27 protein-coding genes, 1 tRNA gene and 1 pseudogene are annotated in these 23,246 nt (G+C 62.6%); 16 read left to right on the top strand and 13 right to left on the bottom strand.

Going from position 1 to position 23,246, the window contains the following annotated elements; translation table 11 throughout:
• Window positions 1-22: 22 nt before the first annotated feature.
• The 3 genes from U0023_RS03325 (at window position 23) to U0023_RS03315 (ending at window position 2,107) form a co-directional block, all read left to right on the top strand.
• Window positions 23-1,081, top strand: a complete 1,059-nt coding sequence (locus tag U0023_RS03325; RefSeq protein ID WP_009763763.1) for an apurinic/apyrimidinic endonuclease family protein — start codon at window positions 23-25, stop codon at window positions 1,079-1,081.
• Window positions 1,082-1,161: 80 nt separating this feature from the next.
• Window positions 1,162-1,614 carry a response regulator gene (locus U0023_RS03320; protein WP_009763764.1) on the top strand — a complete coding sequence of 151 codons (453 nt, stop codon included), beginning with the start codon at window positions 1,162-1,164 and terminating at the stop codon, window positions 1,612-1,614.
• A gap of 184 nt (window positions 1,615-1,798) precedes the next feature.
• A complete protein-coding gene (locus U0023_RS03315) occupies window positions 1,799-2,107 on the top strand; it encodes an SWIB/MDM2 domain-containing protein (RefSeq protein WP_009763765.1) in 309 nt (102 codons plus the stop codon).
• Between the two features lie 21 nt (window positions 2,108-2,128).
• On the opposite strand, the gene U0023_RS03310 is transcribed toward U0023_RS03315, so the two are convergent.
• Entirely contained in the window at window positions 2,129-2,746 is a 618-nt protein-coding gene (locus U0023_RS03310) for a hypothetical protein (protein ID WP_154661144.1), read from the bottom strand.
• A 110-nt stretch (window positions 2,747-2,856) separates the two neighbouring features.
• Here U0023_RS03310 and U0023_RS03305 point away from each other — a divergent pair, with 110 nt between their 5' ends.
• Entirely contained in the window at window positions 2,857-3,720 is an 864-nt protein-coding gene (locus U0023_RS03305) for a D-amino-acid transaminase (protein WP_009763767.1), read from the top strand.
• A gap of 53 nt (window positions 3,721-3,773) precedes the next feature.
• A complete protein-coding gene (locus U0023_RS03300) occupies window positions 3,774-4,130 on the top strand; it encodes a hypothetical protein (protein WP_009763768.1) in 357 nt (118 codons plus the stop codon).
• A 22-nt stretch (window positions 4,131-4,152) separates the two neighbouring features.
• Here the strand turns inward: U0023_RS03300 and U0023_RS03295 are convergent, their stop codons facing one another.
• From U0023_RS03295 to U0023_RS03285, 3 genes are all read right to left on the bottom strand, one after another.
• Window positions 4,153-5,160, bottom strand: coding sequence for a coiled-coil domain-containing protein (locus U0023_RS03295; RefSeq protein WP_052600599.1), 1,008 nt, complete (start codon window positions 5,158-5,160; stop codon window positions 4,153-4,155).
• Window positions 5,161-5,445: 285 nt separating this feature from the next.
• Window positions 5,446-6,048, bottom strand: coding sequence for a DUF1134 domain-containing protein (locus U0023_RS03290; protein WP_009763770.1), 603 nt, complete (start codon window positions 6,046-6,048; stop codon window positions 5,446-5,448).
• Window positions 6,049-6,208: 160 nt separating this feature from the next.
• Complete coding sequence (locus U0023_RS03285) at window positions 6,209-6,544, bottom strand: GIY-YIG nuclease family protein (RefSeq protein ID WP_009763771.1); 336 nt, start codon at window positions 6,542-6,544, stop codon at window positions 6,209-6,211.
• Window positions 6,545-6,667: 123 nt separating this feature from the next.
• Between U0023_RS03285 and U0023_RS03280 the strand changes: the two genes are divergently transcribed.
• Window positions 6,668-7,267 carry a DUF2239 family protein gene (locus U0023_RS03280; RefSeq protein WP_009763772.1) on the top strand — a complete coding sequence of 200 codons (600 nt, stop codon included), beginning with the start codon at window positions 6,668-6,670 and terminating at the stop codon, window positions 7,265-7,267.
• 129 nt (window positions 7,268-7,396) lie between these two features.
• Here U0023_RS03280 and U0023_RS03275 read toward each other — a convergent pair whose 3' ends face one another.
• Window positions 7,397-8,221, bottom strand: coding sequence for a 3'(2'),5'-bisphosphate nucleotidase CysQ family protein (locus U0023_RS03275; protein ID WP_009763773.1), 825 nt, complete (start codon window positions 8,219-8,221; stop codon window positions 7,397-7,399).
• Window positions 8,222-8,393: 172 nt separating this feature from the next.
• Here U0023_RS03275 and chpT point away from each other — a divergent pair, with 172 nt between their 5' ends.
• Window positions 8,394-9,035: a histidine phosphotransferase ChpT gene (chpT, locus tag U0023_RS03270; RefSeq protein ID WP_009763774.1), complete on the top strand. Its 642-nt coding sequence runs from the start codon at window positions 8,394-8,396 to the stop codon at window positions 9,033-9,035.
• 10 nt (window positions 9,036-9,045) lie between these two features.
• Here the strand turns inward: chpT and U0023_RS03265 are convergent, their stop codons facing one another.
• Both U0023_RS03265 and ctrA read right to left on the bottom strand, forming a co-directional pair.
• Entirely contained in the window at window positions 9,046-9,483 is a 438-nt protein-coding gene (locus U0023_RS03265) for an EamA family transporter (RefSeq protein ID WP_009763775.1), read from the bottom strand.
• A 77-nt stretch (window positions 9,484-9,560) separates the two neighbouring features.
• Window positions 9,561-10,262: a response regulator transcription factor CtrA gene (gene ctrA, locus U0023_RS03260; RefSeq protein ID WP_009763776.1), complete on the bottom strand. Its 702-nt coding sequence runs from the start codon at window positions 10,260-10,262 to the stop codon at window positions 9,561-9,563.
• 519 nt (window positions 10,263-10,781) lie between these two features.
• Between ctrA and U0023_RS03255 the strand changes: the two genes are divergently transcribed.
• Complete coding sequence (locus U0023_RS03255) at window positions 10,782-11,171, top strand: flagellar export protein FliJ (protein ID WP_009763777.1); 390 nt, start codon at window positions 10,782-10,784, stop codon at window positions 11,169-11,171.
• Between the two features lie 4 nt (window positions 11,172-11,175).
• On the opposite strand, the gene U0023_RS03250 is transcribed toward U0023_RS03255, so the two are convergent.
• Window positions 11,176-11,853 (bottom strand): GNAT family N-acetyltransferase, encoded by a 678-nt coding sequence (locus U0023_RS03250; protein ID WP_009763778.1) that lies wholly within the window; start codon window positions 11,851-11,853, stop codon window positions 11,176-11,178.
• A 229-nt stretch (window positions 11,854-12,082) separates the two neighbouring features.
• Between U0023_RS03250 and U0023_RS03245 the strand changes: the two genes are divergently transcribed.
• Window positions 12,083-13,096 carry a lysylphosphatidylglycerol synthase domain-containing protein gene (locus tag U0023_RS03245; protein WP_009763779.1) on the top strand — a complete coding sequence of 338 codons (1,014 nt, stop codon included), beginning with the start codon at window positions 12,083-12,085 and terminating at the stop codon, window positions 13,094-13,096.
• Window positions 13,093-13,920 (top strand): class I SAM-dependent methyltransferase, encoded by an 828-nt coding sequence (locus tag U0023_RS03240; protein ID WP_009763780.1) that lies wholly within the window; start codon window positions 13,093-13,095, stop codon window positions 13,918-13,920. The genes U0023_RS03245 and U0023_RS03240 overlap by 4 nt, the downstream gene beginning before the upstream one ends.
• Before the next feature lie 3 nt (window positions 13,921-13,923).
• On the opposite strand, the pseudogene U0023_RS03235 reads toward U0023_RS03240, so the two are convergent.
• Together U0023_RS03235 and sciP are read right to left on the bottom strand one after the other, a co-directional pair.
• Window positions 13,924-14,124 (bottom strand): annotated as a pseudogene (locus tag U0023_RS03235) (helix-turn-helix domain-containing protein); the annotation flags it as partial.
• A gap of 242 nt (window positions 14,125-14,366) precedes the next feature.
• Window positions 14,367-14,642, bottom strand: coding sequence for a CtrA inhibitor SciP (sciP, locus tag U0023_RS03230; RefSeq protein ID WP_009763782.1), 276 nt, complete (start codon window positions 14,640-14,642; stop codon window positions 14,367-14,369).
• A 359-nt stretch (window positions 14,643-15,001) separates the two neighbouring features.
• Between sciP and mnmA the strand changes: the two genes are divergently transcribed.
• The 4 genes from mnmA to U0023_RS03210 all read left to right on the top strand — a co-directional run bounded on the left by mnmA (window position 15,002) and on the right by U0023_RS03210 (window position 17,386).
• Window positions 15,002-16,156 (top strand): tRNA 2-thiouridine(34) synthase MnmA, encoded by a 1,155-nt coding sequence (mnmA, locus tag U0023_RS03225; protein WP_009763783.1) that lies wholly within the window; start codon window positions 15,002-15,004, stop codon window positions 16,154-16,156.
• A gap of 22 nt (window positions 16,157-16,178) precedes the next feature.
• Complete coding sequence (locus tag U0023_RS03220) at window positions 16,179-16,820, top strand: class I SAM-dependent methyltransferase (protein ID WP_009763784.1); 642 nt, start codon at window positions 16,179-16,181, stop codon at window positions 16,818-16,820.
• A 127-nt stretch (window positions 16,821-16,947) separates the two neighbouring features.
• Entirely contained in the window at window positions 16,948-17,166 is a 219-nt protein-coding gene (locus U0023_RS03215) for a hypothetical protein (protein ID WP_009763785.1), read from the top strand.
• A gap of 143 nt (window positions 17,167-17,309) precedes the next feature.
• Window positions 17,310-17,386: transfer RNA gene (locus U0023_RS03210), tRNA-Met, on the top strand.
• A 187-nt stretch (window positions 17,387-17,573) separates the two neighbouring features.
• On the opposite strand, the gene U0023_RS03205 is transcribed toward U0023_RS03210, so the two are convergent.
• Window positions 17,574-19,061, bottom strand: coding sequence for a sensor domain-containing diguanylate cyclase (locus U0023_RS03205; RefSeq protein ID WP_052600600.1), 1,488 nt, complete (start codon window positions 19,059-19,061; stop codon window positions 17,574-17,576).
• A gap of 673 nt (window positions 19,062-19,734) precedes the next feature.
• Here U0023_RS03205 and U0023_RS03200 point away from each other — a divergent pair.
• Window positions 19,735-20,277: a hypothetical protein gene (locus U0023_RS03200; RefSeq protein WP_040638719.1), complete on the top strand. Its 543-nt coding sequence runs from the start codon at window positions 19,735-19,737 to the stop codon at window positions 20,275-20,277.
• A 150-nt stretch (window positions 20,278-20,427) separates the two neighbouring features.
• Here U0023_RS03200 and U0023_RS03195 read toward each other — a convergent pair whose 3' ends face one another.
• The gene (locus tag U0023_RS03195) at window positions 20,428-21,036 is read right to left on the bottom strand and encodes a 3'-5' exonuclease (RefSeq protein ID WP_009763788.1); all 609 of its coding nucleotides are present in this window, start codon (window positions 21,034-21,036) and stop codon (window positions 20,428-20,430) included.
• 274 nt (window positions 21,037-21,310) lie between these two features.
• Window positions 21,311-21,790 (bottom strand): lytic transglycosylase domain-containing protein, encoded by a 480-nt coding sequence (locus U0023_RS03190; protein WP_009763789.1) that lies wholly within the window; start codon window positions 21,788-21,790, stop codon window positions 21,311-21,313.
• 462 nt (window positions 21,791-22,252) lie between these two features.
• On the opposite strand from U0023_RS03190, the gene U0023_RS03185 reads away from it, so the two are divergent.
• Complete coding sequence (locus U0023_RS03185; protein WP_195904213.1) at window positions 22,253-22,939, top strand: LuxR C-terminal-related transcriptional regulator; 687 nt, start codon at window positions 22,253-22,255, stop codon at window positions 22,937-22,939.
• The last annotated feature ends 307 nt before the right edge of the window (window positions 22,940-23,246 follow it).

Here is a 23,246-nt window from a genome sequence, read left to right as displayed (position 1 = left end):
CGCAGGAACCCGCCGCCGCCTGATGGCGTCATCTCTCGTCATGCAAGATTCCCGCTTCGGCTTCTGCTGCAAATACATTCCCGAGGATGGCGACGCGCAGACCGCGCGCGCGATGAACACGAGCACGGTCACGATGGCCTATCTCGGTCGGCTCGTTCCGAGGGCTGCCTATGACAAGATCAGCGCGGTCGTGGCGCATAATCTCGAAGCGTTTCGCCTGCAGATCGCCAATGTGGCGAGACGGCCGAAGAGCGAGCGGCTGCATCGTCTGTCCAGTGATCTGCTTCCCGGTTACACCCACGCGAGCTGCAAGGACATCTACCGCGACCTGGACCTGCGCCGCACGATCGAAACCAAACTCGCTGCCATGGGGGAGCTGGCGCGCGCCAGCGATGTGCGGCTCAGCATGCATCCGGGCCAGTTCTGTGTGATCGCCTCCGCCAATCCGTCGGCCGCAGCCAACGGGTTGGCGGAGTTCGAATACCATGCCGAGGTCATGGCGCTCATGGGATATGGGGAGGGATGGCATCCTCACGGCGCGCATATCAACATTCACGGCGGCGCGAAGGCTCTCGGGGCGGAGGGAATCCGGAGCGGTCTGCAGCATCTGTCGCGCACGGCCCGCAACCTGATCACCATCGAAAACGACGAAGTCAGCTTCGGCCTCGACGACCTCCTGCCGCTCGCGGACGATGTGCCGCTTGTCCTCGATCTCCATCATCATTGGATCATGAGCCGGGGTGAATACATCGAGCCGGAGGATCCCAGGATCGCGCGGATCCTGGCGTCCTGGCGCGGCGTGCGCCCGGTGAGCCATGTAAGCGTCTCCCGGGAGGACCTGCTGCCGGATCAGGATCCGGGGACGCTTCCGGGCTTTCAGGCCCTGATCGCCGCCGGGGTCAAACCAAAGGATCTGCGGGCCCATTCGGACCTCATGTGGAACGAGGCTGTCAACGATCTCGTGATGCGCCACCTATCCTGGTCGGATTTCGAAATCGAGGCCAAGCTGAAGAATATCGCGTCGGAAGGCTTGGCTCGTCACATGACGCTGCGGCAGACGTTGGGGCTTCGGTTGACATGATATTGCATTTTTCTGACCGGTTCCGGAACCAAACCGATTTGGCGGCGTTGTTGGGCATTGTGCATTGAATCAAGAAGTCGATGTCCGCCCATCCCTCCACGGTTCTCCTCGTCGAAGACGAGCCTCTCATCCGCCTCTTCATCTCCGATCTGCTTGAAGATGCCGGCTTCAGGGTGGTCGAGGCTGCCAATGCCACGGAGGCGATGGTGCTTCTTGAGGCGGGGCTGCCCGTCAATGTGCTCCTGACCGACGTGGACATGCCTCTGGGGTGCAATGGCTTCGAGCTCGCCCACCGGGTCCATCGCACCTGGCCGGAGACCGAGATCCTCATCATGTCCGGCCGGCAATGGCCTTCGGAAGGGGACCTCCCACCCGGCGCGGCGTTCCTCGCCAAGCCATGCCCCAACGAGGCCATCGTGTCCCATGTGGCGTCCGCAGCGGAGCGCACCCGGCGCTTCGGCCATGTTGCCAAAAATCCACGACCTGCGGTCGATGACGCGGGGAAGATCCTTCCCTTTCCGAAAACCGCCTAAATTCCTGAACTGCGGCTTGCTGCTGGCGCTGAGCGGACATAAGCTCTGCCGGAATTGACCTTCTGTCAGGGGGCCGGGCTCCGGTAATGTAGCCGGGATGTCCGACCGAAGGCTGGTCAATGAGCTTTTCGGGCCTGCTTCAGGGCTGTCGATGAGCTTTCCCATCCCATTCCCGGAGGAATAAATGCCGACCAAGACTACAGACGGAAAAGCCGGTGCGAAGAAGGCTGCCACGAAGACGGAAGGCTCGAAGCCCAACGCTCTTCAGAAGCCCTTGCAGCCGTCCAAGGAACTGGCTGCCATCGTAGGCTCGGATCCGCTGCCGCGCGGTGAGGTCGTGAGCAAGATCTGGGACTACATCAAGAAGAACAACCTCCAGAATCCCGAGAACAAGCGCGAGATCCTGGCTGACGACAAGCTGCAGCCGATCTTCGGCAAGCCGAAGGTGACGATGTTCGAAATGAACAAGCACCTCGCACAGCACCTGAAATAAGCCTGCGGGCCGTAAGCTCGACTATGAATCCTGCCGCCACCGCGTGAGCGGCAGGATATCAGGCCTCTGACCAGGGGCCTTCTTCCAGGGATCCACCGCCCAGGCCGTTCCCGTCCGCTTCTCGGTGATCACCGCGGTGAAATGCGGGTAGCGCCCATCGAGGAAGAAACCCCGCGATTCTGGATATTGCACCACATGATGGGCCAGAAGTCCCTGTTCCTGCAGGACCAGGAGTACGCTCGTGGTGTTCGCGGTTTCATCCAGGCAATCCATCTGTCCATAGACGCCCGACATCTGGGGCGGCGACCCCGGAACATCCGGCTTTCCTCCCAACGAGGTGGAGAGATAGGCCGTGTAGGAGCGGATCACCTCGCTGAGCGCCTGCCGTTCCGCATCGGGTGAGCCCTGGTTGGACCGCAGCATCTCTCTTGCCCGGCTCAGCCACGCTCCATCGACCGAGATCGCCATCCGCCTCACGCAGCCATAGCCATGGCAGGCGATGATCCGGCTTCCCGACGGCCCCACATAGCCCTGCTGGTTGAACCAGCTCTGGGCCGGCAGGGACGCGGCGGTGGCCGGCGGGGCCATGAACAGCAGGAAGGGCAGGGCCTTCAAAATGAGAAGTGGCGTCGCTCTCATGATGAGTTTACCTATCGGCGAGAGGTTGCAGCGATCCTTGGCCATATAGATCGGGCCGTTCATCTGCCCATAGGTTAAGCTTGCGCGCCGCTTACGACTTTGGAGTTCTCATGTCCCGCATCGTCTTCCTGAACGGATCCTTCCTGCCGATCGAAGAGGCCAAGGTGCCCTTCATGGACCGCGGCTTCATGTTCGGGGACGGCGTCTACGAGGGCATCGGCATGCTCGACGGGCGCTTGATCGACAACGAGGCCCATCTCGAGCGTCTGGAGCGTTCGCTCGCCGAGATCCGCATCCCCAATCCCTATTCCAGGGCCGAGTGGACCCGGCTTCAGGAGGAACTCGCGCGCCGCAACGGCATGACTGAGGGCTTCATCTATTTCCAGGTGACCCGCGGGGTGGCCGAGCGGGACTTCTTCTTCCCCGAGGATCCCAAGCCCACGGTGGCGATGTTCACCCAGGCCAAGTCCATCGCCGACGCTCCGGCGGCTCGGACCGGGATTGCCGTCGTGACGGTTCCGGACCTGCGCTGGCAGAGGCGCGACATCAAGTCGATCAACCTGCTCGCCCAGGTCCTCGCCAAGCAGGCGGCCAAGGAGGCGGGCGCCCAGGAGGCTTGGCTGGTGGAGGACGGTTTCGTGACGGAGGGCGGCTCGTCGAGCGCCTTCATCGTGACGAAGCAGGGCAGCATCGTCGTGCGTCCGCTCTCGAACGCCATCCTGCCCGGCATCACCCGCAAGTCCCTGCTCAGGCTCTCACAGGAGGACGGGATCGTCCTGGAGGAGCGCCGCTTCACGGTCGAGGAGGCCTATGATGCGGCGGAAGCCTTCCTGACCAGTGCCTCGAACTTCGTTCTCCCCATCGTGTCCATCGACGGGCGCCCGGTTGCCGACGGCAAGCCCGGCCCTGTCACGGCGCGGCTGCGGGCGCTTTATCTGCAAATGGCCAGCGCGCCGGCCCTGGCGGCCGAGTAGCTCTGCCGGAACCCGCTCCTGGGTCGCCCGTTGCCTTTGCAAAGGAGCGACCCATGAAGCGTGTGCTGGTCCTATCCACGATCCTGGCCGCCGGCCTCGGCACGGCAGCCCTGGCTCAAAATCCCGAGGTTCTGAGGCAGCAGGCCCCGAACATGCCTGGGCCGAGCCAGATGCCAGCCGAGAAGGTCGAGCCCGACAGCAATCTCTCCGGCCCGAACAACGGCCCGGCCGAGACCGGCTCGACCAACACCTTGAGCGACAAGCTGGAGCGCTCCGACGGGGTGATCCGTCCGCCGGCAAACATCTCTCCTGACAACACCGTGCGTCCGCCGGTGCCGGACCCCGGCACGATGCCGGTGATCCCCCCGCCGGGCAGCCCCGGCGGCAATCCGCAGGTCGAGCCCAAGTAACCCATGAGCCGGCGGGGAGAACCTACTTCCCCGCCGAGCGGCGGCGCTTGCCCTCGCGGGAGCGGTTGTTGTCCCGCGTCTTCCCATTGTCGGAGTTGTTGTTGTCGCTCTTCATGATCTGAGCGGCGACCTCCGTGATCTGGCGGCGCAGCTCGTCGGTCTGTACCCCGGAGCCTTCCAGGCCTGTGAGACGCGCCTGAGCCTCGTCCCGCTCGCCCTCTATTTCGCGGATCCGCTGCTCCAGGATCAGGCCGCGCTCCTGCTCGGCGGCAAGGCTCTTGGCCAGCTCGGCGAGACGCAGGCGCTCGTCGGAGAGTTCGCTGTGGCGCTCGCCCAAGGCCCGCTCGAAATCATTGCCTCGGGCCGTCTGGGTCATCAGGCGGGTTTCCAGGTCCGAGATGGTGATGCGCTTGGTGTCGAGTTCGCTCAAGGATGTCGTGAGGCGCCTCTGGGCATCCGTGAAATCCGCCTCCAGGCGGGCGAGCTTGTCCTCCAGATGGAGGAGTTCGTTCTTGAGCTTCGCGCCCTCGCTCTGGGCGATGTCGAGTTCCATGCGGGTATTGGAAAGCTCGTCCAGGGTCGACCGGTGGGCGTTCTCGAGAGCTGTGAGAGTCTCGCGGGTGCCCGAGAGATGGGCCTGCGTCTGAGTCTGATCCGCTTCGGTGGAGGCGAGCCGGGTCTGCGTTTCCGCAAGCCGGGTCTCCAGTTCGACAACGGTGCGATCACGCTCCGCAAGGGTGGATTCCAAGGCCTCGATCCGGATGGCCCGCCGCCCGAGCTCTTCCATGCTCTCGTGCTTGGTGGCCAGGGCTTCCTCGGCCTTGCGCTCGATCCGCCGCTGCATCACGGCGAATTCGGCGCGCAAATGATCCTTCTCGGCCGTCAATTCCGAGATCGACATGGGAAAGAGCGCCTCCGCCCTGCGGCGGGCGAGGCGCTCCGCGCGGGCATTGACGGCTGGGATGATGAGAAGTGCGATGAGGGATGCTGCGACGAACCCCAACGCAAAGATCATGATGCTTTCGATCACGCGGACGCCAACTCCAAAATGCTTGACCGTTAACGCTCAAGCACCTGGTCTTGTGCCTGCGCAGCTTTCCGGAACTGTCATGCTCCAGACCGCCCGTTGTAGCGCATTCGAAGACGGTTTCCACTGGCATGGCAAAGCCGAGTGATCATTCGCCTCAGGTTATCGCCCGCCTCGTGCCGGTGATCTCGGTTCTAGGGGGCGCTGTGCCTTGCCAATCGAGATGGTTGGCACAGGGCCGGCCATGACGTCCGAGCGGCCGTCGAATCCCGCGTTCCTGGGCCGATCTCAGAACGGATTCCAGGTCGGCTCCGGGGTGAATTTCAGGTAGCCGACATTGACGCCGAGGCGCGCTCCGACGCCGGCCCGGATCGGAACCACGATCATCTCGTCGGCCGCGACGGCCGTGACGCCGAAGCCGCCGATGAAATAGGCCGAGCCGTCGAGGCCCACGAAGCGCTTATAAAGAGCGTCCGTGAAGGGCATGTTGTAGACCAGCATCATGGTGCGGGCGCCGTCGCCGCCCACGTCGAAGCCGAGGGACGGCCCCTGCCAGAACACCTTGCGTTGACCCGCATTGCGGGTGAAGAGCTTGCCCTCGCCGTAGCGCAACCCGCCGAAGAAGGCTCCTGAGGCTTCCTGGCCCAGAATATAGCCGTTGGGCTCGCCCCAGCGCCGGATGGCTTCCTGCAGGGCCAGGGCGAGACCGCGGGAAGCGGAGCCGAAGAACTGGTGTCCCGACTCGACCAGCTCGTTGGAATTGAACGAGTTGGGTCCGCCGGGATTGCTCGCATAGGCGCGTTGAACGGACTGGGCCGAAGCCTGCAGGGGCAGGGCACCGATCAGGGCGGCAAAAGCCGCTGCCGCAACAATCGTGGACCGGGAGCGCATGGGCCATCTCCTCGCATGAAGCGTTCGACAATTCGGCAACAGGGCCGGACAATCTTCGTGGAGATCGAGTTTAAGGCCATCAACCCTAACAAAACCTGTACGCCTGCCGTTTGGTGACCATACGGCAAGGTTCATCGGGCAAAGCCCTGCCGATGCGAGATCATAGGGCTTCGGCTCCCAGCCTCTCGGCCCAGTGGGCGAGGCGCTCCTTCAGGAGGCGATCCCGAAGATAGGCGCTACTCTCTTCCGGAAGCCGCTCGATCTCCTCCAGGACGAAGGCGTCCGGCCCGTGCATCCGCCATTCGGCCTGCAGCGACCGGCAGGTATGGCTGCCCTGTCGAAGCGTGAACCAAACGCGGTTTTGGATCTTGGACAGGTTCGGCGACCGGCCGAGCCAGCACGTGCCGGTCGTCCGGCACCGAACGGCATAGATGCCTGCAACCACCTTCGCTTCCTTGTAGGCCGCGATGGCAGCCTTCCTATCAATGCCCTGCATCAGAGCCTCCCTTACGCCCGCCGGGTCATCGGCATGTTCCGGGTGCAGAATATTGCACGGGTAATAAAACTTTGACAGAGCAATTTTCACCTGGGTATAAATATGTTCGAAGTGGAGATACCGATGGCTGAACTCCTGTCCAAACCCTGTACCCTCTTCGCAGGGACCCGGATGATGGCCTCTGGGCCGCTGGTCGACGTTGCCTTGGCGGCCAGAGCTCTCGAAGGAGCGTCAACCGAGCCCGCCATCATCTTCGAGGATGCAACGGGTCAGGTCATCGATGTGGACCTGCGAGGCAGTTCCGCCGAGATCGTGTCCCGCCTAGTCGCGCGGGAGCAGGAAGCAGCCTCAGGCTCGAAGGCTGCCGTACCGGCTCAGGGGCGCGGGCGTCCCAAACTGGGAGTCGTCTCGCGCGAGGTCACCCTGTTGCCGCGTCATTGGGAATGGCTGTCGGCGCAGCCGGGAGGCGCATCCCAGGCTCTTCGTCGCCTCGTCGACGAGGCGCGCCAAGCCGATCGAGGGGAGAGCCGGAGGAGGGCCGCCCAGGAGGCGAGCTATCGCTTCATGTCGGCTGTCGCGGGCGACTTCCCGGGTTACGAGGAGGCTTTGCGCGCGCTCTTCGCCGGTCATGAAGGGCAGTTCATGGACCTGACGTCCCGATGGCCCGAGGATGTGCGCGCCTATGCTCACAGGCTCGCCTTCGGGCAGCCTGATCCGTCCTGAGGCACGAGCGCACCGGACGGGTATTCGAACTCAGGTCAGAGGCGCGACGTGTTTGATGGATCGCATCCCTACGCGCCAAACCGGCTCAAACTTTCGCGCTGGATGCTGAGGGACTTGCTGGTGTGGGCTCTAGGACGCGACCCTCGGCAGGTCGAGGCGCGAGGCCAGGGCGTTGTCGCCGATGGCCGCGAAAGGTCCGTTCCGGTAGCCCCTGTCCTCGTGGCCATAGGTAAGCGGGATGCCGCCGGGGCCGACGACGCTGCCGCCCGCGCGGGTCAGAATGTGGTCGCCCGCCGCCGTGTCCCATTCCATGGTCGGGCCGCAGCGCACATAGACGTCGGCCTCGCCGGACGCGATGAGGCAGAATTTCAAGGCCGATGATGTCATGCGCCGGGTGCCGATCGACAGGGCCGAAAGGCAGACCTCCGTGGCGCTGTCGCCATGGCGGCGGCTCACCAGGGCGACGAGATCCTTTTCGGGTGCCGGACGGACCGTCGCCTCGCGCCAGTCGAAATCGGCCGTCCCGTCGGGGAGGGGGCTCGTTCGGGCCGTCGCTCCGGCGATCCAGATCGACCCCATGGCGGGGGCGGCCACCACGGCTGCCGTGGGCCTTTGGCCCTGGATCAGGGCGATGTTGACGCTGTATTCGCCGGTGCCGCGGATGAAGTCGCCCGTACCGTCGAGGGGGTCGACCAGAAAGAAAGAGTGATCGACATGCCCTGCGCTGCAGGTTTCCTCCGCCACGACCGGCACCCCGGGCCAAGCCTCCTCGAGCCGCTTGAGGATCAGCTGCTCGGCGGCGAGGTCCGCCGCCGTCGTGGGAGTTCCGTCGTCCTTGATGCGCTTTTCGAGAAAGGCCGTCTCCATGCCGCGGAGGATGCGGCCCGCCTCGACGGCGATGTGAGCGAGCTTCAGGGCGATTTCGTCAGGGTTTTGACCATCGAAGCGCATCATGGCTTTGTGCCCGTTCCCTCGAGATCTGTCGATCTCTTTTTGCCCGCTTCCCAAAGAACTCGTAGCCGGGTATCCGGGTTCACGTTCTCTTTCCTGTTTGGCTGTATGGGTACGCGTCGAAATCTCGATTTCATGAACGTACAGCTGACATTACGGTGCTTCCGGAGCCCTCATGGCCACGATCTCGCTCGATTCGCTCGACCTCGCCGCTCTTCTCTGCTCGCGCGTCTGCCACGACGTGATTTCGCCGGTGGGCGCGATCGTCAACGGGCTGGAGGTTCTCGAGGATGACAGCGATGCCTCCATGCGCGATTTCGCGCTCGACCTGATCCAGAAGAGCGCCAAGCAGGCCTCGGCCCGTCTCCAGTTCGCGCGTCTCGCCTTCGGGGCCGCCGGATCGGCCGGCGCTTCCATCGATCTCGGCGACGCCGAGCAGGTGGCCCGCGGGCTTTTCCTGGACGACAAGATCAGCTTCTCCTGGTCGTCGCCCCGGCTCCTGTTCCCGAAGAACCGGGTGAAGCTGCTCCTGAACCTGGTCATGATCGCCACCACGGCGATCCCCCGCGGCGGCTCGATCGCCGTGACCGTGACGGGCGATGCGGAGAGCTGCGCCTTCACCCTCGTGTCGAAGGGCCTCAACGCCCGCATCCCGGCGCATTCCGAAGCGCTGCTCGCCGGGGATTCCGAAAACGGAACGGTCGATGCCCACGGCATCCAGGTCTATTACGCCGGCATGGTGGCCCGCGCCTCGAACATGAGTATCGCGTTCGGCATCGAGGGCGACGAGGTGACGATCAAGGCCGCGACGGTCTGATCGTCGGTCCTTACGCCTTGTAGGCGACGAGAACCGCGCCCGACGCGATGAGCGCGATGCCGATCCAGTTCGGCATCGCCAGTTTTTCTCCGAGAAAGAGCACGCCGAACAGGGCGACGAGCACGACGCTGAGCTTGTCGATCGGAGCGACGCGCGCCGCATCGCCGAGCTTGAGCGCCCGGAAATAGCAGAGCCAGGATGCGCCCGTCGCAAGCCCGGAGAGGACAAGGAAGAGATACGTCCTGCCGGAGACGGATGTCGGAGCCTGCCACTGGCCCGTTCCGATCAGGATTCCTCCGAGCACGACCAGGATCACGACAGTCCGGATGAAGGTCGCGAAATCCGAATTGATATTCTCGATGCCGACCTTGGCGAAGATCGCCGTCAGGGCCGCGAAGGCGGCTGAGAGCAGGGCCCAGAACTGCCACGACAGAAGAACGGATTTCATGTGAACCTCCATGCTGGCGCCAACAAAAAAGCCCGGGCTGGAGCCGGGCTTCTTTGATTTCCTGCCGATCGCGACGATCAGATCGCGATGCGCTCTTCCGCCTCGTTCGGCTCGCGCAGCACATAACCGCGTCCCCAGACCGTTTCGATGTAGTTACGGCCCTGCGAAGCATTGGCAAGCTTCTTGCGCAGTTTGCAGATGAACACGTCGATGATCTTCAGCTCCGGCTCGTCCATGCCGCCGTAGAGATGGTTGAGGAACATCTCCTTCGTCAGGGTCGTGCCCTTGCGCAGGGAGAGGAGCTCCAGCATCTGGTACTCCTTGCCCGTCAGGTGCACGCGGGCTCCGCTGACTTCGACGGTCTTCGTGTCGAGGTTCACGATGAGATCGCCCGTCGTGATGACCGACTGGGCGTGCCCCTTCGAGCGGCGGACGATCGCATGGATGCGGGCCACCATCTCGTCCTTGTGGAACGGCTTGGTGAGATAATCGTCGGCGCCGAAGCCCAGGCCCTTCACCTTGTCCTCGATGCCGGCCATGCCGGAGAGGATCAGGATCGGCGTCTTCACCTTCGCGACGCGGAGCGTCCGCAGGACCTCGTAGCCCGACATGTCGGGGAGGTTCAGGTCGAGAAGGATGATGTCGTAATCGTAGAGTTTGCCGAGGTCGATGCCCTCTTCGCCGAGATCCGTCGTATAAATGTTGAAGTTCTCGGACTTTAGCATCAATTCGATGCTTTGCGCAGTCGCGCTGTCGTCTTCGATCAGAAGTACGCGCATGTTCAATCCCCAGCCCTTGCCCTTGAGCCTTCGAGCAGCGGATAGCCGCCCATCCGCCACCGGGCTTGCGGCGGATGCTCTTCTGAACTGATTCGAAACGCTAATGCAGAATGGTTAACAAACACTGATTCTGGGATGCAAGCGCTTAACGACCTGGAGAGGCAGATCATCTGCCGAAGGCGATTATCCTGTGGATTCTGGGTAACCATAGGGAACCGCCTCACATCATCCCAAATTCTTGTAACCTAAGCGTTTCATGTGAACCCGGAGGCGGATCCGAAGCAGCCGCACCCGTGATCGAGCCAGTCTTAACGAAATCGGTAAACGAAAGGTTTACGAGCCCCGGCGGTTTCCGTCCTGGCTCGCGGCGCTCCAGAGGGGCGCCCAGGGGATAGGAAATTTTTTGTCGCAGCCGGTAAGGAAAGCTCAACTTCCATGGGCGAAGGTGACGCATGTCTGGCGGATAACTGAGCGATCCGTGAGATGCAGTGAAACAGCGACGTGTGGAGTTCAATCAAGATGAAGTCGCGGGATACGCTCATCCGCCTCAAGCGTTTTCAGGTCGACGAGAAGCGTCGCCGGGTTGCGCAGATCGAGATGATGATCTCTGAGTTCGACCGCATGGCGGCTGATCTGGACCGGGAAATCGCCGCGGAGGAGCAGAAGGCCGGCATCGCCGACCCGAACCACTTTGCCTATCCGACCTACGCGCGCGCTGCGGCCCAGAGGCGGGACAACCTTCGCCACTCGGCCCAGAACCTGCATATCCAGCTCGACGATGCCAAGGCCGAACTCGGCGAAGCCTTCGAGGAGCTGAAGAAGGCCGAGAGCCTGGAAGACCGCGAGCGGACCCTCGATGCCGCCATCGCCCAGGCCGGGCATGGCCGCGCGGTTCGCGCATCGGCCTGATCGATCAGCTCATTTGAATTCGGCGAAAGGGCGTGTCCGGACGGGACGCGCCCTTTTCCTGTTCCGGGGTCCCCAGGACCGGAATGTGAGCTGCCGCCTCCATTGGAAGGAAGCCCTGCAGGCGCGGGTCATCGGCCACCTCGATGGCGCGGCGGTACGGCGTGAAGCCAGAGCGCATGTAGAAGGGCAGGGCGCCCGGCGAGTCCAGCGTGCAGGTATGGACGAAGAAGCGCTCGACCGGATTGGCGAAGGCGCGGGCGATGGCTTCGCCCATCAGGAAGCTCCCGGCACCCTGGCCGATGAATCCGGGAACGAGTCCGAGGAAGGCCAGCTCGGCCTCTCCCTCGGTGCGGAAGTCGAGTTCGAGCAGCCCGACATCGGCCTCGCCGTCATGCAGGGCATAGGCCTCGACCTTGGGGTCGTCGAGGATGGCCGCCAATTCGTGATCCGGCATCACGGCCCGGCTGAACCAGAGCCATGGTTCACCGATCGTCCTGAACAGGGCCCGGTAACGAGGATGGTCCTGATCGATGCGATGGAGACTCCAGTTCTCCGGTTTCTGGAACGGTGGACGGGCCGGAGGCTCGCGCATCTCGAGATAGGTGACGATCGTCGCGATCTTCCCCTGCGGTAGGTCGGTATAGCCATCGAGATTGAGGGGCGTCGCAGGTTCCGCCGTCATGGGCCCATGCCTTGTGAAATCGGTGAGAAAGGAGAGCTGCTCCGCTTGATAATGCGATTGTTACCTGACGTCACGCCTCTTCAGAGAGCCTTCGGATCCTTCGTGAATCGCTCTTCCGCGGCGGATGCCTGCCTTGGACCTTATGTCATGCCCCGGCAAGGCATAATCCCCTTGCAGAACAATGGGATTGTGGGCACAGAAGAAACAACGAGGGAGTTCTGCCGGCTCGATGAAGAATGTGCGTGAGTTCATTTGGCCCGTGATCGGGCTGCTTGCAGTCGTCGTGTCGGGCTGGCTTCTTTATCGTGAATTGCGGGGGATGTCTCTCGACGATGTCTGGGACAGCCTGACGGCCGTTCCGTCGCACCGCTACGCCCTCGCTGCGCTCTCCACTCTCGTGGCCTATGCGGCCCTCGCCTGGTACGACCGGATCGCCCTTCTGCACCTGGGGGTGCGCCATATCTCGTGGCTCTTCGTGTCGGTCACGTCGTTCACGACCTATGCCCTGTCCCACAACATCGGCGCATCGGTCTTCTCCGGTGCGGTGGTGCGGTATCGGGCCTATACGTCGAAAGGCCTGAGTGCGCCCCAGATCGCCGTGCTCGTGGCCCTGTGCTCCTTCACCTTCGGCCTCGGCACCATTCTGCTCGGCGGCATCGTGCTGGTGTCCGATCCGACCCTGCTGCACCGGCTTGAGGATCTTCTCCCGCCGATGCTCACCAATCCCGCGACGGCGCGGGTCGTCGGGTTCCTGCTTCTCGGCTTCGTCGCGCTCTATGTGGTGGGGTCCATCCTGCACCTGCCGCCGCTCGTCATCCGCAAGGCCAAGCTGGAATATCCCCGTCCCGCCGTCATGACGCGCCAGCTGATCGCCGCGCCGCTCGAACTCCTGGGCGCCGCCGGCATCATCTATTTCGTGCTCCCGGCCCATCTGGAGCCGAGCTTCATCATCGTGCTGGCGGTCTTCCTGGCCTCCTTCTCGGCCGCCCTGGTCAGCCACGCGCCCGGAGGGCTCGGGGTCTTCGAGCTGGTCTTCCTGACGGCCATGCCGGACATCCCCAAGGCCGACGTTCTGGCAGCCCTCATCATCTTCCGTCTCTTCTATCTTCTCATCCCCTTCGCCCTCTCCCTCGTGGTCGTTCTGATGTTCGAGCGGGCGCGTCTGGCCCAAGCCTGGCGCGGGCGGGCGGGTACCCCCGACGGCGCCGTGCCGCCGCCGCCTCTGTCCTCCTCCGAGAAATGAGCCCTTTCTGGCGGCGCCTGCGCTTCGGCCTCTCGACCCTGCTCGGCGTCAAGAGGCTCGGCTTCTTCATTCCTTACCGCTATGCGGAGAGCGTCGAGGCGCAGGATTACCCGGCGTTGCGCCCGCTCTTCGAGGCCGCGCAGCCCCGATTTTCCGAGGTTCTGGAGGCCATCGAAAGCCACGCGCACGATCTGCGCTCCATCCTGGAGGGCAGGGGGCCTGCGCGCTTCGACCAGAGCTGGTTCCCCCGCCTCGACGCGGCCGCCGCCTACGCCATCGTCCGCCGGGAGAGGCCGCGCCGGATCGTGGAGATCGGATCCGGCCATTCGACCCGCTTCATGGCCCAGGCGGTCCAGGATGAGGGCCTTGCCACCCGGATCACCTGCATCGATCCCGCTCCTAGGGCCACGCTACGGAAGCTCGACGTGGAGCATCGGCAGGCGCTCCTGCGGGACGCGGATCCGGGTGTGTTCGAGGCTCTGGAGGCCGGAGATATCCTCTTCATCGATTCCAGCCACATCGCCATGCCGGGCACCGATGTGGACCGCCTCTTCCTCGATGCGCTGCCTCGCCTCGCAAGCGGGACCCTGGTCCATATCCACGACATCGCGCTTCCCCATTCCTATCCGGCGGTGTGGGAGTGGCGCGGGTATAACGAGCAATTGCTCGTGGGGGCCCTGCTGCAGGGGGGCGGCTACGACCTCGTCTTCGCGAGCCATCATGTGGCGGGAACGAGCGGCGAGGCCCTGTCCCGGGGCATTCTATCCGAGCTGCCTCTCGTTCACGGCGCGCACGAGACCAGCCTCTGGCTACGGAAAAAGTAGGCCTCAGGCAGCGACTGTCGGCCTCTGCCCCGGCTCCGGCACCGCGATGCCGGCTTCCATGTATTCGTTGAGCTTGTTGCGCAGGGTGCGGATCGAGATGCCGAGGATCCGCGCGGCATGGGTCCTGTTGCCGAAGCAGGACGCAAGGGTATCGAGGATGAGGTGTCGCTCCACGTCGGCGATGGTGCGCCCGACCAGGATACGCCTCAGAACATCGATGGCCTGTTCCGTTTCGGGTGTCGTCGCAGCTGCATTCGCCTGGGGTGAGCCTTGCTGTTCCAACGAATCCGAGGTGCCGAGCACGATGCGAGCCTGCCTTAAGGGAAGTGATTCAGGGATATATGCTCATTCTATGGTTAGGAAGCTCTTAACGGCCGAGCTTCCGGCCCGTGAAAAAGGCGCCGGTCGGGTGACGGGCGCCTTTTCAAGAAGGTGGTTCGGCCGGCTTACTGGCGGTATTGCTGGATGCGCGTGGTGCGCAGGCCGGCCAGGCCATGCTGGTCGATGGACATCTGCCAGCTCAGGAATTCCTCGGTGGTCAGCGTGTAGCGCTGGCAGGCCTCCTCCAGGCTGAGCAATCCGCCGCGGACGGCGGCGACGACCTCGGCCTTGCGACGGATGACCCAGCGGCGGGTGCTGGACGGGGGTAGGTCGGCAATCGTCAGGGGACTGCCATCGGGCCCAATGACATACTTGACCCTTGGGCGGTGGGGTTCGGTCATGATACGCTCACACAAAAATTCAACGACCTGTGACAGGCTCGAACCTACGTGACGGGACTTAATGTTTCCCTAAGCCGATCAGGCGGTTACGAGAATGCCTAAGCTTAGCCATAAACGTTAACGTTGCCTTATTGCGGCGCATTTTCCCTTTAAGAATTGTGGCGCAGGAGCATCGGACCTGGATGTCGGCCCGGCTTTTGGGCGCATCCGATGCTTTTGGTCCATGCCGGCGGCGCGTTCGGCGCGGGGCCGGAGAGCCGCGTCAGCGAAAACGGGTCCACATTTCCGCACGATAGGTTATAGAGGGGCTTTGCAACCCCTCCCGTGCGCCGCCTTGAACGGCGCCTCTGGATGGAAACATGCTCAACTCACTCGATCTTCCCACCGATCCCTCGAAGACCCGCGTCGTCGTCGCGATGTCGGGCGGCGTGGACTCCTCCGTCGTCGCGGCCCTGCTCAAGCGCGAGGGCTACGACGTCCTCGGGATCACGCTCCAGCTCTACGATCACGGGGCCGCTGCGCACCGAAAGGGCGCCTGCTGCGCTGGCCAGGACATCTACGATGCCCGGCGGGTGGCGGAGGCCATCGGCATCCCCCATTACGTGCTCGATTACGAGGCCCGCTTCCGCGAGGCCGTGATCGACCGTTTCACCCAGAGCTATCTGGCGGGCGAGACGCCGATCCCTTGCGTCGAGTGCAACCGCTCCATCAAGTTCCGCGATCTCCTTGAGACCGCCAGGGAGCTTGGCGCCGACGTGCTCGCCACGGGCCATTACGTGGCAAGCCGCGCCCTGCCGGACGGGCGCCGTGCGCTCCACCGGGCCGCCGATCCGGACCGCGACCAGAGCTATTTCCTCTATGCGACGACCCCGGAGCAGCTCGACCTTTTGCGCTTTCCCTTAGGTGAGCTGCCCAAGGAGAAGACCCGCGAGCTGGCGCGCGAATTCGGCCTCACCGTGGCCGAGAAGGCCGACAGCCAGGATATCTGCTTCGTCACGCAGGGCCGCTACAGCGACGTGATCGAGCGGCTGAAGCCCGGCGCCGTGCAGGGCGGGGAGATCGTCCATGTGGACGGCCGCGTGCTCGGTCGCCATGAGGGTATCATCCATTACACCGTAGGACAGCGGAAGGGGCTCGGCCTTTCCGTGGGCGAGCCGCTCTACGTGGTCCGCCTGGACGCCAAGGAGGCGCGCGTGGTCGTCGGCCCGCGGGACGCCCTCGCCACCCGCTTGATCCGCATGACCGACGTGAACTGGCTCGGCGACGTTCCCCTGGAAACCCTGGGCGACAAGGGCATGGAGGTGGCCGTGCGTGTCCGCTCCACCCGCGAGCCTCGCCCGGCGCTCTTGAGATCCACCGGAACCCACACTACGGTCGAGCTGTTATCGGCGGAAGATGGGGTGTCTCCCGGTCAAGCTTGTGTCATCTATGAGAGCGATGCTCCCCGGGCGCGCGTGCTTGGCGGGGGCACCATTGCTCGGACTCTCGCCGAAGCCGCGTCCGCCGCGGCCTGAGGTATTTACCTAGGGAACGTTTATGACGGATGGAGCCACCACCGTCCTGATGCGCAAGGCTTATGCGCGTTGGGCCCCGATCTACGACCTCGTCTACGACAAGCTGACCGAGCCGGCCGCCCGCGCGGCCGTGAACGCCGCCGTCGCCTGCGGCCCCAAGGTGCTGGAGGCGGGCGTCGGCACGGGCCTGTCCCTCGGCTACTATCCCAGGCACGCGGAGGTCTATGGGGTCGATCTCTCCGAGGACATGCTGCGCCGGGCGCAGGACAAGGTGGAGAAGCGGGGGCTCAGCCACGTGAAGAGCCTGCAGGTCATGGACGTGACCCGCCTGAGCTTCCCGGACGAGAGCTTCGATGCCGTCACGGCCCAGTTCATCATCACCCTCGTGCCGGAGCCGGAGACGGCTCTCGACGAGTTCATGCGCGTGCTGAAGCCGGGCGGCGAGATCGTGCTCGCCAATCATTGGGGCCAACCCTCGGGGCCGATCGCTGCCCTGGAGGAGCTGGCATCGCCCGTCGCCAAGGCCATCGGCTGGAGTTCGGCCTTCAAGTCGGCCCGGGTCGAGGATTGGGCCCGAAGGACGGGCCGCATGGAGGTCGTGGAGCTGCGAACCCTGTTCCCGGTCGGGTTCTTCAAGCTGATGCGGATCAGGAAACAGGCCTAGGGACTGGGCCAGCGCTGGGCTCGACGCACCATGCGTTGAGGATGCCCGGTGCGACAAAGGTGACTTTCGGGGCTCGGACCCTATCTTCATAGGGGCTGCCACCTGCTTAAAAACGAAAGTCATCGCCATGCGTCTCTTCATGTTCACCTCCCAAGCCAAGGACGACCTGCACGCGTTTGCCGGCGATGAGGCGGGGAGCAAGCTCCCGTCCAAATATGCACCCTGGGGGCTGACCGGCACGCTCGGCTCCCGCGAGGCGCCGCCGCACAAGTTCTCGCGCAAAGCCATCGAACAGGCGATTTCGACCGACGGCTTCCAGCTCTGGCGCATGAAGTCGAAGGGCTGACAGGCCCGCCGGGCAGGTCAAGAGGAACTCCACCGGAAGCGCGCTGCACAAATCCGCAGCTTTGCCGCGCGTCTTCCTTGACACTGGGGGGCAACTTTCCCTATATCGCCCATGCCTGACGCGGGGTCCGCCCCGCTTCCTGGGGCGGAGTAGCTCAGTTGGTCAGAGCAGAGGAATCATAATCCTTGTGTCGGGGGTTCAAATCCCTCCTCCGCTACCAAACTTTCCAAAACAAAATTGAACGAGCGGCATTCCGGTCATCCGGACATGGCTAAGAGGGCGTTCTGCGCTCAGCGCCGCTACGCGCTCTCGTCGGACATCGCAACGTTGTTCTTCTCGCCGGACCGAAGGCCGGCGGGGCGGGGCTGCAATCTTCGAATCCGTGACGTCTTTCTCGTCGGCGACGATCAGGCGGCGGCGTGGGGGCGGCGGTTCTGCTGTCGGTCGGCTTCTGCCTCACGGTGGTGAACGCAGTTTCGTCCGGCGGCCTTGGCTCCGTAGAGTGCCCGGTCTGCCGCCTCGAGAAGGGTTGCGCGTTCGCTTCCGCGCGACGGATGGACGGACGCGATGCCTATGCTGGCCGTCACCACCTGATAGGGGCTGCCCTCATGGGCGATGCCCAGGGTGACGATGCTCTGACGGATGTTCTCCGCGATCAGTCGGGCGCCCGCGAGATCCGTCTCCGGCAGCACGATGGCGAATTCCTCGCCGCCATGACGGACGGCGACATCGCGCGGACGGCGGATGTTGTTTTCGAGCGTCGCGGCAACGGCGCGGAGGGCCTCGTCGCCCTGTCCATGGCCATAACGGTCGTTGAAGTTCTTGAAGTAGTCGGCGTCGATATAGAGCAGCGACAGAGGCGAACCGGAGCGGACGGCATGGCGCCATTCCCGCTCGAAGGTTTCACGGAAGGCACGGCGGTTCGGCAGGCCCGTCAGGTCGTCGGTGCGTGCGATGCGCCGGAGCTTGGTCTCCGCTCTCGTGCGGCGTTTGAGTTCGCGCTGGAACAGGATCGTCAGTCCGACGACGGCACAGCACAGGACGACGGTCGCAAGGCTCAGGACAAGGGCCTTGCGCTGCCACGCGGAGAAAATCTCCTCGACCGAAAGGGCAACCGTGAGAACGAGCGGATATCGTTCGAACCGTTCGAAGGAGATGATGCGCCGCACGCCATCGATGGGGGAAACGGAAGCGAATGTGCCGGATTTCTCGCCAAGGAGGCGCATGACATGCGGTGAGCCGCCGAGATCCTGGTTCACCTGGCTCGCATCATAAGGATAGCGCGTCAGCAGGATGCCGTCGTTCCGAAAGAGATTGATCGCGCCGTGCTGGCCGAGGCTCAGATTGTCGAACAACTGGTTGATCGTGCTCAGGGGCACGGACCCCATCACGACCCCGGCGAAGTGCCCGGCGGTGTCGGAAAGCTTTCGGCTGATTCCGATGCTCGGGTCGCCGTGCCGCGTCCGGCTCGCGAAGGGGCGGCTGATATACAGGCCGATATGGTTGTTCACTTTGTGGGCGATGAAATACTCGCGGTCCGCGACGTTGAGCGATCGGGAGGCGATCACCGGTCCCGCGTCGGCGATGAGGTTGCCATCCTGATCCACGACCAGCAATGTCCCCATGAAGGAGGCCGTAGCGGCGCGATCGAAGAGCATGCGGTATTGGAGGTCGGGCGAAAGCTGCTGGGAGCCGAGATATTTCAGTCCCTCGATGGCTCCCTGGAGCGACAGATCGAGCAGGTCGAGCTTGCCCTCGAGATCCCGTGCAATCGTCGTCAGGACGTTCCGCGAAGATCTTTCCGCCTCCTCCCACGTGTTCTGGCGGTCGATCCAAAGCGTGTGGCCTGAGATTCCCAGAATGCCCAGGGCGATCACGCCTGCAATCAGGTGCAAATAGACTTCTGAGTACAGACGTTTCATTCGGCAACGCACAAGTTTCTACAGAATATATTCTATATGCGATCCTAAGAGATTGTTACAGCCCAGGCCGAATGAGACTAACGAAGTAGGGTATTTTCCTGAAACGATTTGGATGAAGGATCCATAAATCTTCATTGAATTACAGTAACGTTGCGTAATTTTGGGGCGAGCCTTCGGGTCGGCAGCAGAAGCGTTGTCGTTTCGTAGCGCGCCATGCACGACGAGGAGTGGGGGCTAACACCGCCTCGGTGGCTTCAATCCGTGACCAAGACGCGGACATGATGCATGGGACCATGGCGAAATGTCAGGCTTCATCCTGGTCACGGCCGCCGGTGCAAATGTCGCGCTTGGATCCCGATATCATCCGCGATCTGCGGAGCCGCTGATTTCGCGATTGAGCCGTTGAACTGCATCTGACGCAGCCACATATCCTTAAGAAGTATTGAAATCGTGTCCGGTTCGGCTGCCGAAAAAGGATTTCATTCCAGTGCGTTAGTTCCGATCTCGGCAACGTGGCGGCGACCCAGTGGAACCGCCCGTGGCAGGAGAAGCGTTTCCTCATCGAATCATCTGGAGGCGTGTTGTGGCGGAATTTTCAGGACGTTGGCTGGTGGCTGTCTCCTTGGTGGGAGTTCTTGGGAGCTCGGTGGCTGCTTTCGCACAATCAGGGCGGCCATGGGTCGATCCTCCCTCCGAGACGGACGGCAGGGTCCAAGCGCCCGTATCCGCGCCGGCGTCTCTGCCGGCAAAGCCTCCGGCCCAGGTTGCAGCGCCCCCGGCTCCGGCTCACTCTGACGCCAAGGCAAGTGTTGAGACCCGGCCGGTTGAAGACACGACACCTCCGAAGCCCATCAAGACGGCAAGCGACAAGCCGACGAAACAGAAGGCGGTTGTTGAACGGAAGACTCGTGCCGCCTCACAGCAGGCCAGTTCGGCACCCCGCAACCAGCGACAGGCGACGCAGAACGTGCGCCGGCGCGCCAGCGGGACTGAGCTGTCGCAGGCTGAACCGCGCAACGGCATTGAGCGTCGCGTGCGAGCCGCGCGTTATGGTTCCGTTCAGGAGGGATTGGACGCGGGGCTTCAGGTCATGCGGCTCAGAACCATCCAACTGCCGGATGGCCGCCGCATCGAAGTTCTGACACGCCCCGACCAGGACATCGCATCCGGATTGCCGGACGGTTATTGAGCATCGGGTGAGTGACGGCGGAACAGCGCGCTGAATTCATCTGTCGTCGATGATGCTTTCGCGGTTGCGGGCAGAAGCTCAACAGAGCTTCCCGGAGCATCGGCCTTGATCGCGTGGTCGCGCCCCATGCTTTAGATTTGGCCTATTGGTTCACGAAAGGCCAGTGCCTGTTTTCGCAGACGTGACTTTCGATTCCGATACCCTTTCTTGCGCGCGGCGATAAATGTCGAACCAGAGTTTTCGTTCTCGCTGCGCATCCGCGAGGGCGCGATGCGCGGCAGGTCCGAGTTCGTCGTTGTTGCGTTGAGCTTGAGCAAGAATGTCCTGCATGAGCGCGCGCTGAAGTTCTTCGGGAACTTCAGCATCTCTGAGCACTTCGCGCATGATCCGACGGTGCGCCATCTCGGTATCCTCGAGACGCAAGGCATGGCGAGGCTGTCCTGCCGCGCGCAAGAGTTTGCTCAGCCACTTGCCGTCCCAGGATGGTGCCGTCGCATAAAGCTTGTGCCCGGTCAAAACCGACATCATGCGTTGCACGACATCTTCGAGCGGTTCTCCTTCCGCATTCAACTGATCTCTCGCGATGCGGTGAATCCTGGCTGCTCTGATGTCCCAATCGGTCCAGGATGCAGCCGGCTTGATGAGATGGGTCTCTTCCTCGCCGCTCGCGAAGGCCCAGGCGACCTCGATGGGATAGCCCTGCTTGCCAAGGGACGATGCTTCGAAATCGAGGAAGACAATATCGGACAGGCAGGGCATCGTGGATCAACTCGCGCATGTCGGTATTGCCGACCACGAATACTCAATATCACGCCTATGAAGGTCGGGGCTATCGTCCCGCGTGGTTGATCTCAACGTGAAGCGACGCGCCATTCGCACGATGCCGCAACGTTTTGCGATGACGCCTTGTGCCACACTAAACCGGCTCTCACTTGGCACCGATGCGGCCTCCCGGGGACGCACGATGCTCCCTCTTTTGGCTGGCGCACCGTTGGGCGCGAAAAACCGGAGAGCGACTTTTTCGCACGATGCGCTAGCGCGCCGCGGCCGATGCAAAACCTGCGGCAGGGATCGACCCGGTCATCGTCGGATCGTTGGAGCCGGTTCTGAGTGCATTCAGCAGGCCCTTGCGCTTGGCTTCGTAATAATAGCCGCCCGCATAAAGAGCGACTGCGCGATCCGGATTGCCACCTGCGACCATATAGGCGTTCGCAAGATAAGGAACCGCGTAGGTCAGATTGGTGTTTGCATCGAGAAGTCCGGAGGCCGATCCTGTGTAGCCCATGCCACGTGCGGTGGCGTAGCGGATCTGCATGAGGCCGAGATTGCCTCTATGCGATGCACGGGGATTGTACCCGCTTTCGCGTTTGACGATGCGGTGTACCAATGTTTCGGGAACGCCGTGAGCCTTGGCGTGCTGAGCGATCAGCGCATCGAGTTGGTCGCGTTCGGATGCTGTTGCGGGCAGAGTGCAAGCGATCATTGCGCATGCGAGCACAAGACGAGAAATCATGAAGGTCCCCTTGTTTGAGGAGATTTCTCGACATCAATCGTGGCAATTGGACGTCAGCTTGACTGTAAGGAATTTCTAACACTCGCTTGATGGCCGTGTGTCATGCATCGAAAGGGCAGGGGATTGCGGGCCTTCAGCCGCGGCAGCGGATGCAGTTGTCTCAGCTTCTTTCGAGGTCGTTTTCTCTGCTTATGCGCAAGATGATACGAAATGGCATTCGATGGATGAAGCGTGCATTTTCGTCGGCTGATCGTTGCCGACATCCGCTCTTATGAGTACAATCAAGATGACGCATCCCTTTTGGGGCGTTGAATTCTACCACCTAAGCATAATTCGCTACCTCTTTATTAAGGATGGATAACAAACGGTTAATTCGTACAATTCGAGGTAACCTCTGCGGAAAGGCTCCCTCGCATGTCAAACCTCCTGCCAGTCACCACCATCTTAGGCTGCAAGAATTCGATGCTGCGCGAGGGCTTGAGACACGTCCTCTCAAGCACCCGGTTCCGATTGCATTCGGAAAATCTGACGCGTGGAGAGGTGAGCCTCGATCCGCTCGATCAGGAGAGCCCGCTTCTTTTCATCATCGATGCGAGCCTGTACCCGTCCGATCTGGCTGACGGAATCTGGTCATTGAAGCAACGATACGGCCAAGCCCGTATCGTGGTGCTGTCCGACAGCTTCAATCTCGAGGGCATGAAATCCGCCTTTCAATCCGGAGCGGACGGATACTGCCTTGCCAGCACGGGATGCGAGGCTCTGATCAAGTACCTGGACCTCGTCATGCTGGGCGAGGTCGTCTTCCCATCGGCGGCCTTCCTGTCGGCGATCTCCGGGAGTTCGGACAGTGCCGATCAACCGAGAGATTCGTCTTCCATCAGAATGCAGCCTCTGCCGGTCTCTTCGATGTCGGAAGGCCATGACTCTCCTATCCGCACTTTGTCGAGCAGAGAGGCGGAGATTCTTCAATGCTTGATGCAAGGCGCGCCCAACAAGGTTATCGCGCGCAAACTCGATGTCGCCGAAGCAACGGTGAAAGTGCATATCAAGGCTATTCTGCGCAAAATCCGCGTTGCCAATCGAACCCAGGCCGCCATGTGGGCCGTCAATCATCTGTCGTCCGGCTCAACGGATGCGCCTTGGGCTTAACCTGTCCATAGAGCGTTCTTGCGGGGAGCGTTGGACGTAGACAATGGATGCCATTCTTCGTCCAACGCTCCATTCTTTCACGCCGCATCATCGGCGGATCTCTTAAGGTGAATCCGCCTGCTGGCGGATACTTTCCGCCCAAGGCGCTTCAAACCCCAGATCATCATCCGGTTGCCGGATCGCGGTAAGTCCCGATTATATTAAATCTGGGCGGAAACGGCTGCGTTTGGCGCGCAGATATGTGGCATGGCAAAGAAAAGAACAGATCATACGTAAGTATAAGCCTTGCTGAACGAGGTTCTTTGGA

Origin of the sequence: Microvirga lotononidis, from assembly GCF_034627025.1 — a bacterium.
Taxonomy (GTDB): domain Bacteria; phylum Pseudomonadota; class Alphaproteobacteria; order Rhizobiales; family Beijerinckiaceae; genus Microvirga; species Microvirga lotononidis.
Note: the sequence above shows the minus strand (reverse complement) of the source record. Positions and strands in the feature narration are given on the sequence as shown.

What these genes read in the sequence shown, in the direction of transcription:
- U0023_RS03325 (WP_009763763.1), top strand. Translation starts at nt 23, where the DNA reads ATGGCGTCATCTCTCGTCATGCAAGATTCCCGCTTCGGCTTCTGCTGC.
- U0023_RS03320 (WP_009763764.1), top strand. Translation starts at nt 1,162, where the DNA reads ATGTCCGCCCATCCCTCCACGGTTCTCCTCGTCGAAGACGAGCCTCTC.
- U0023_RS03315 (WP_009763765.1), top strand. Translation starts at nt 1,799, where the DNA reads ATGCCGACCAAGACTACAGACGGAAAAGCCGGTGCGAAGAAGGCTGCC.
- U0023_RS03310 (WP_154661144.1), bottom strand. Translation starts at nt 2,746, where the DNA reads ATGAGAGCGACGCCACTTCTCATTTTGAAGGCCCTGCCCTTCCTGCTG.
- U0023_RS03305 (WP_009763767.1), top strand. Translation starts at nt 2,857, where the DNA reads ATGTCCCGCATCGTCTTCCTGAACGGATCCTTCCTGCCGATCGAAGAG.
- U0023_RS03300 (WP_009763768.1), top strand. Translation starts at nt 3,774, where the DNA reads ATGAAGCGTGTGCTGGTCCTATCCACGATCCTGGCCGCCGGCCTCGGC.
- U0023_RS03290 (WP_009763770.1), bottom strand. Translation starts at nt 6,048, where the DNA reads ATGCGCTCCCGGTCCACGATTGTTGCGGCAGCGGCTTTTGCCGCCCTG.
- U0023_RS03285 (WP_009763771.1), bottom strand. Translation starts at nt 6,544, where the DNA reads ATGCAGGGCATTGATAGGAAGGCTGCCATCGCGGCCTACAAGGAAGCG.
- U0023_RS03280 (WP_009763772.1), top strand. Translation starts at nt 6,668, where the DNA reads ATGGCTGAACTCCTGTCCAAACCCTGTACCCTCTTCGCAGGGACCCGG.
- U0023_RS03275 (WP_009763773.1), bottom strand. Translation starts at nt 8,221, where the DNA reads ATGATGCGCTTCGATGGTCAAAACCCTGACGAAATCGCCCTGAAGCTC.
- chpT (WP_009763774.1), top strand. Translation starts at nt 8,394, where the DNA reads ATGGCCACGATCTCGCTCGATTCGCTCGACCTCGCCGCTCTTCTCTGC.
- U0023_RS03265 (WP_009763775.1), bottom strand. Translation starts at nt 9,483, where the DNA reads ATGAAATCCGTTCTTCTGTCGTGGCAGTTCTGGGCCCTGCTCTCAGCC.
- ctrA (WP_009763776.1), bottom strand. Translation starts at nt 10,262, where the DNA reads ATGCGCGTACTTCTGATCGAAGACGACAGCGCGACTGCGCAAAGCATC.
- U0023_RS03255 (WP_009763777.1), top strand. Translation starts at nt 10,782, where the DNA reads ATGAAGTCGCGGGATACGCTCATCCGCCTCAAGCGTTTTCAGGTCGAC.
- U0023_RS03250 (WP_009763778.1), bottom strand. Translation starts at nt 11,853, where the DNA reads ATGACGGCGGAACCTGCGACGCCCCTCAATCTCGATGGCTATACCGAC.
- U0023_RS03245 (WP_009763779.1), top strand. Translation starts at nt 12,083, where the DNA reads ATGAAGAATGTGCGTGAGTTCATTTGGCCCGTGATCGGGCTGCTTGCA.
- U0023_RS03240 (WP_009763780.1), top strand. Translation starts at nt 13,093, where the DNA reads ATGAGCCCTTTCTGGCGGCGCCTGCGCTTCGGCCTCTCGACCCTGCTC.
- sciP (WP_009763782.1), bottom strand. Translation starts at nt 14,642, where the DNA reads ATGACCGAACCCCACCGCCCAAGGGTCAAGTATGTCATTGGGCCCGAT.
- mnmA (WP_009763783.1), top strand. Translation starts at nt 15,002, where the DNA reads ATGCTCAACTCACTCGATCTTCCCACCGATCCCTCGAAGACCCGCGTC.
- U0023_RS03220 (WP_009763784.1), top strand. Translation starts at nt 16,179, where the DNA reads ATGACGGATGGAGCCACCACCGTCCTGATGCGCAAGGCTTATGCGCGT.
- U0023_RS03215 (WP_009763785.1), top strand. Translation starts at nt 16,948, where the DNA reads ATGCGTCTCTTCATGTTCACCTCCCAAGCCAAGGACGACCTGCACGCG.
- U0023_RS03195 (WP_009763788.1), bottom strand. Translation starts at nt 21,036, where the DNA reads ATGCCCTGCCTGTCCGATATTGTCTTCCTCGATTTCGAAGCATCGTCC.
- U0023_RS03190 (WP_009763789.1), bottom strand. Translation starts at nt 21,790, where the DNA reads ATGATTTCTCGTCTTGTGCTCGCATGCGCAATGATCGCTTGCACTCTG.
- U0023_RS03185 (WP_195904213.1), top strand. Translation starts at nt 22,253, where the DNA reads ATGCTGCGCGAGGGCTTGAGACACGTCCTCTCAAGCACCCGGTTCCGA.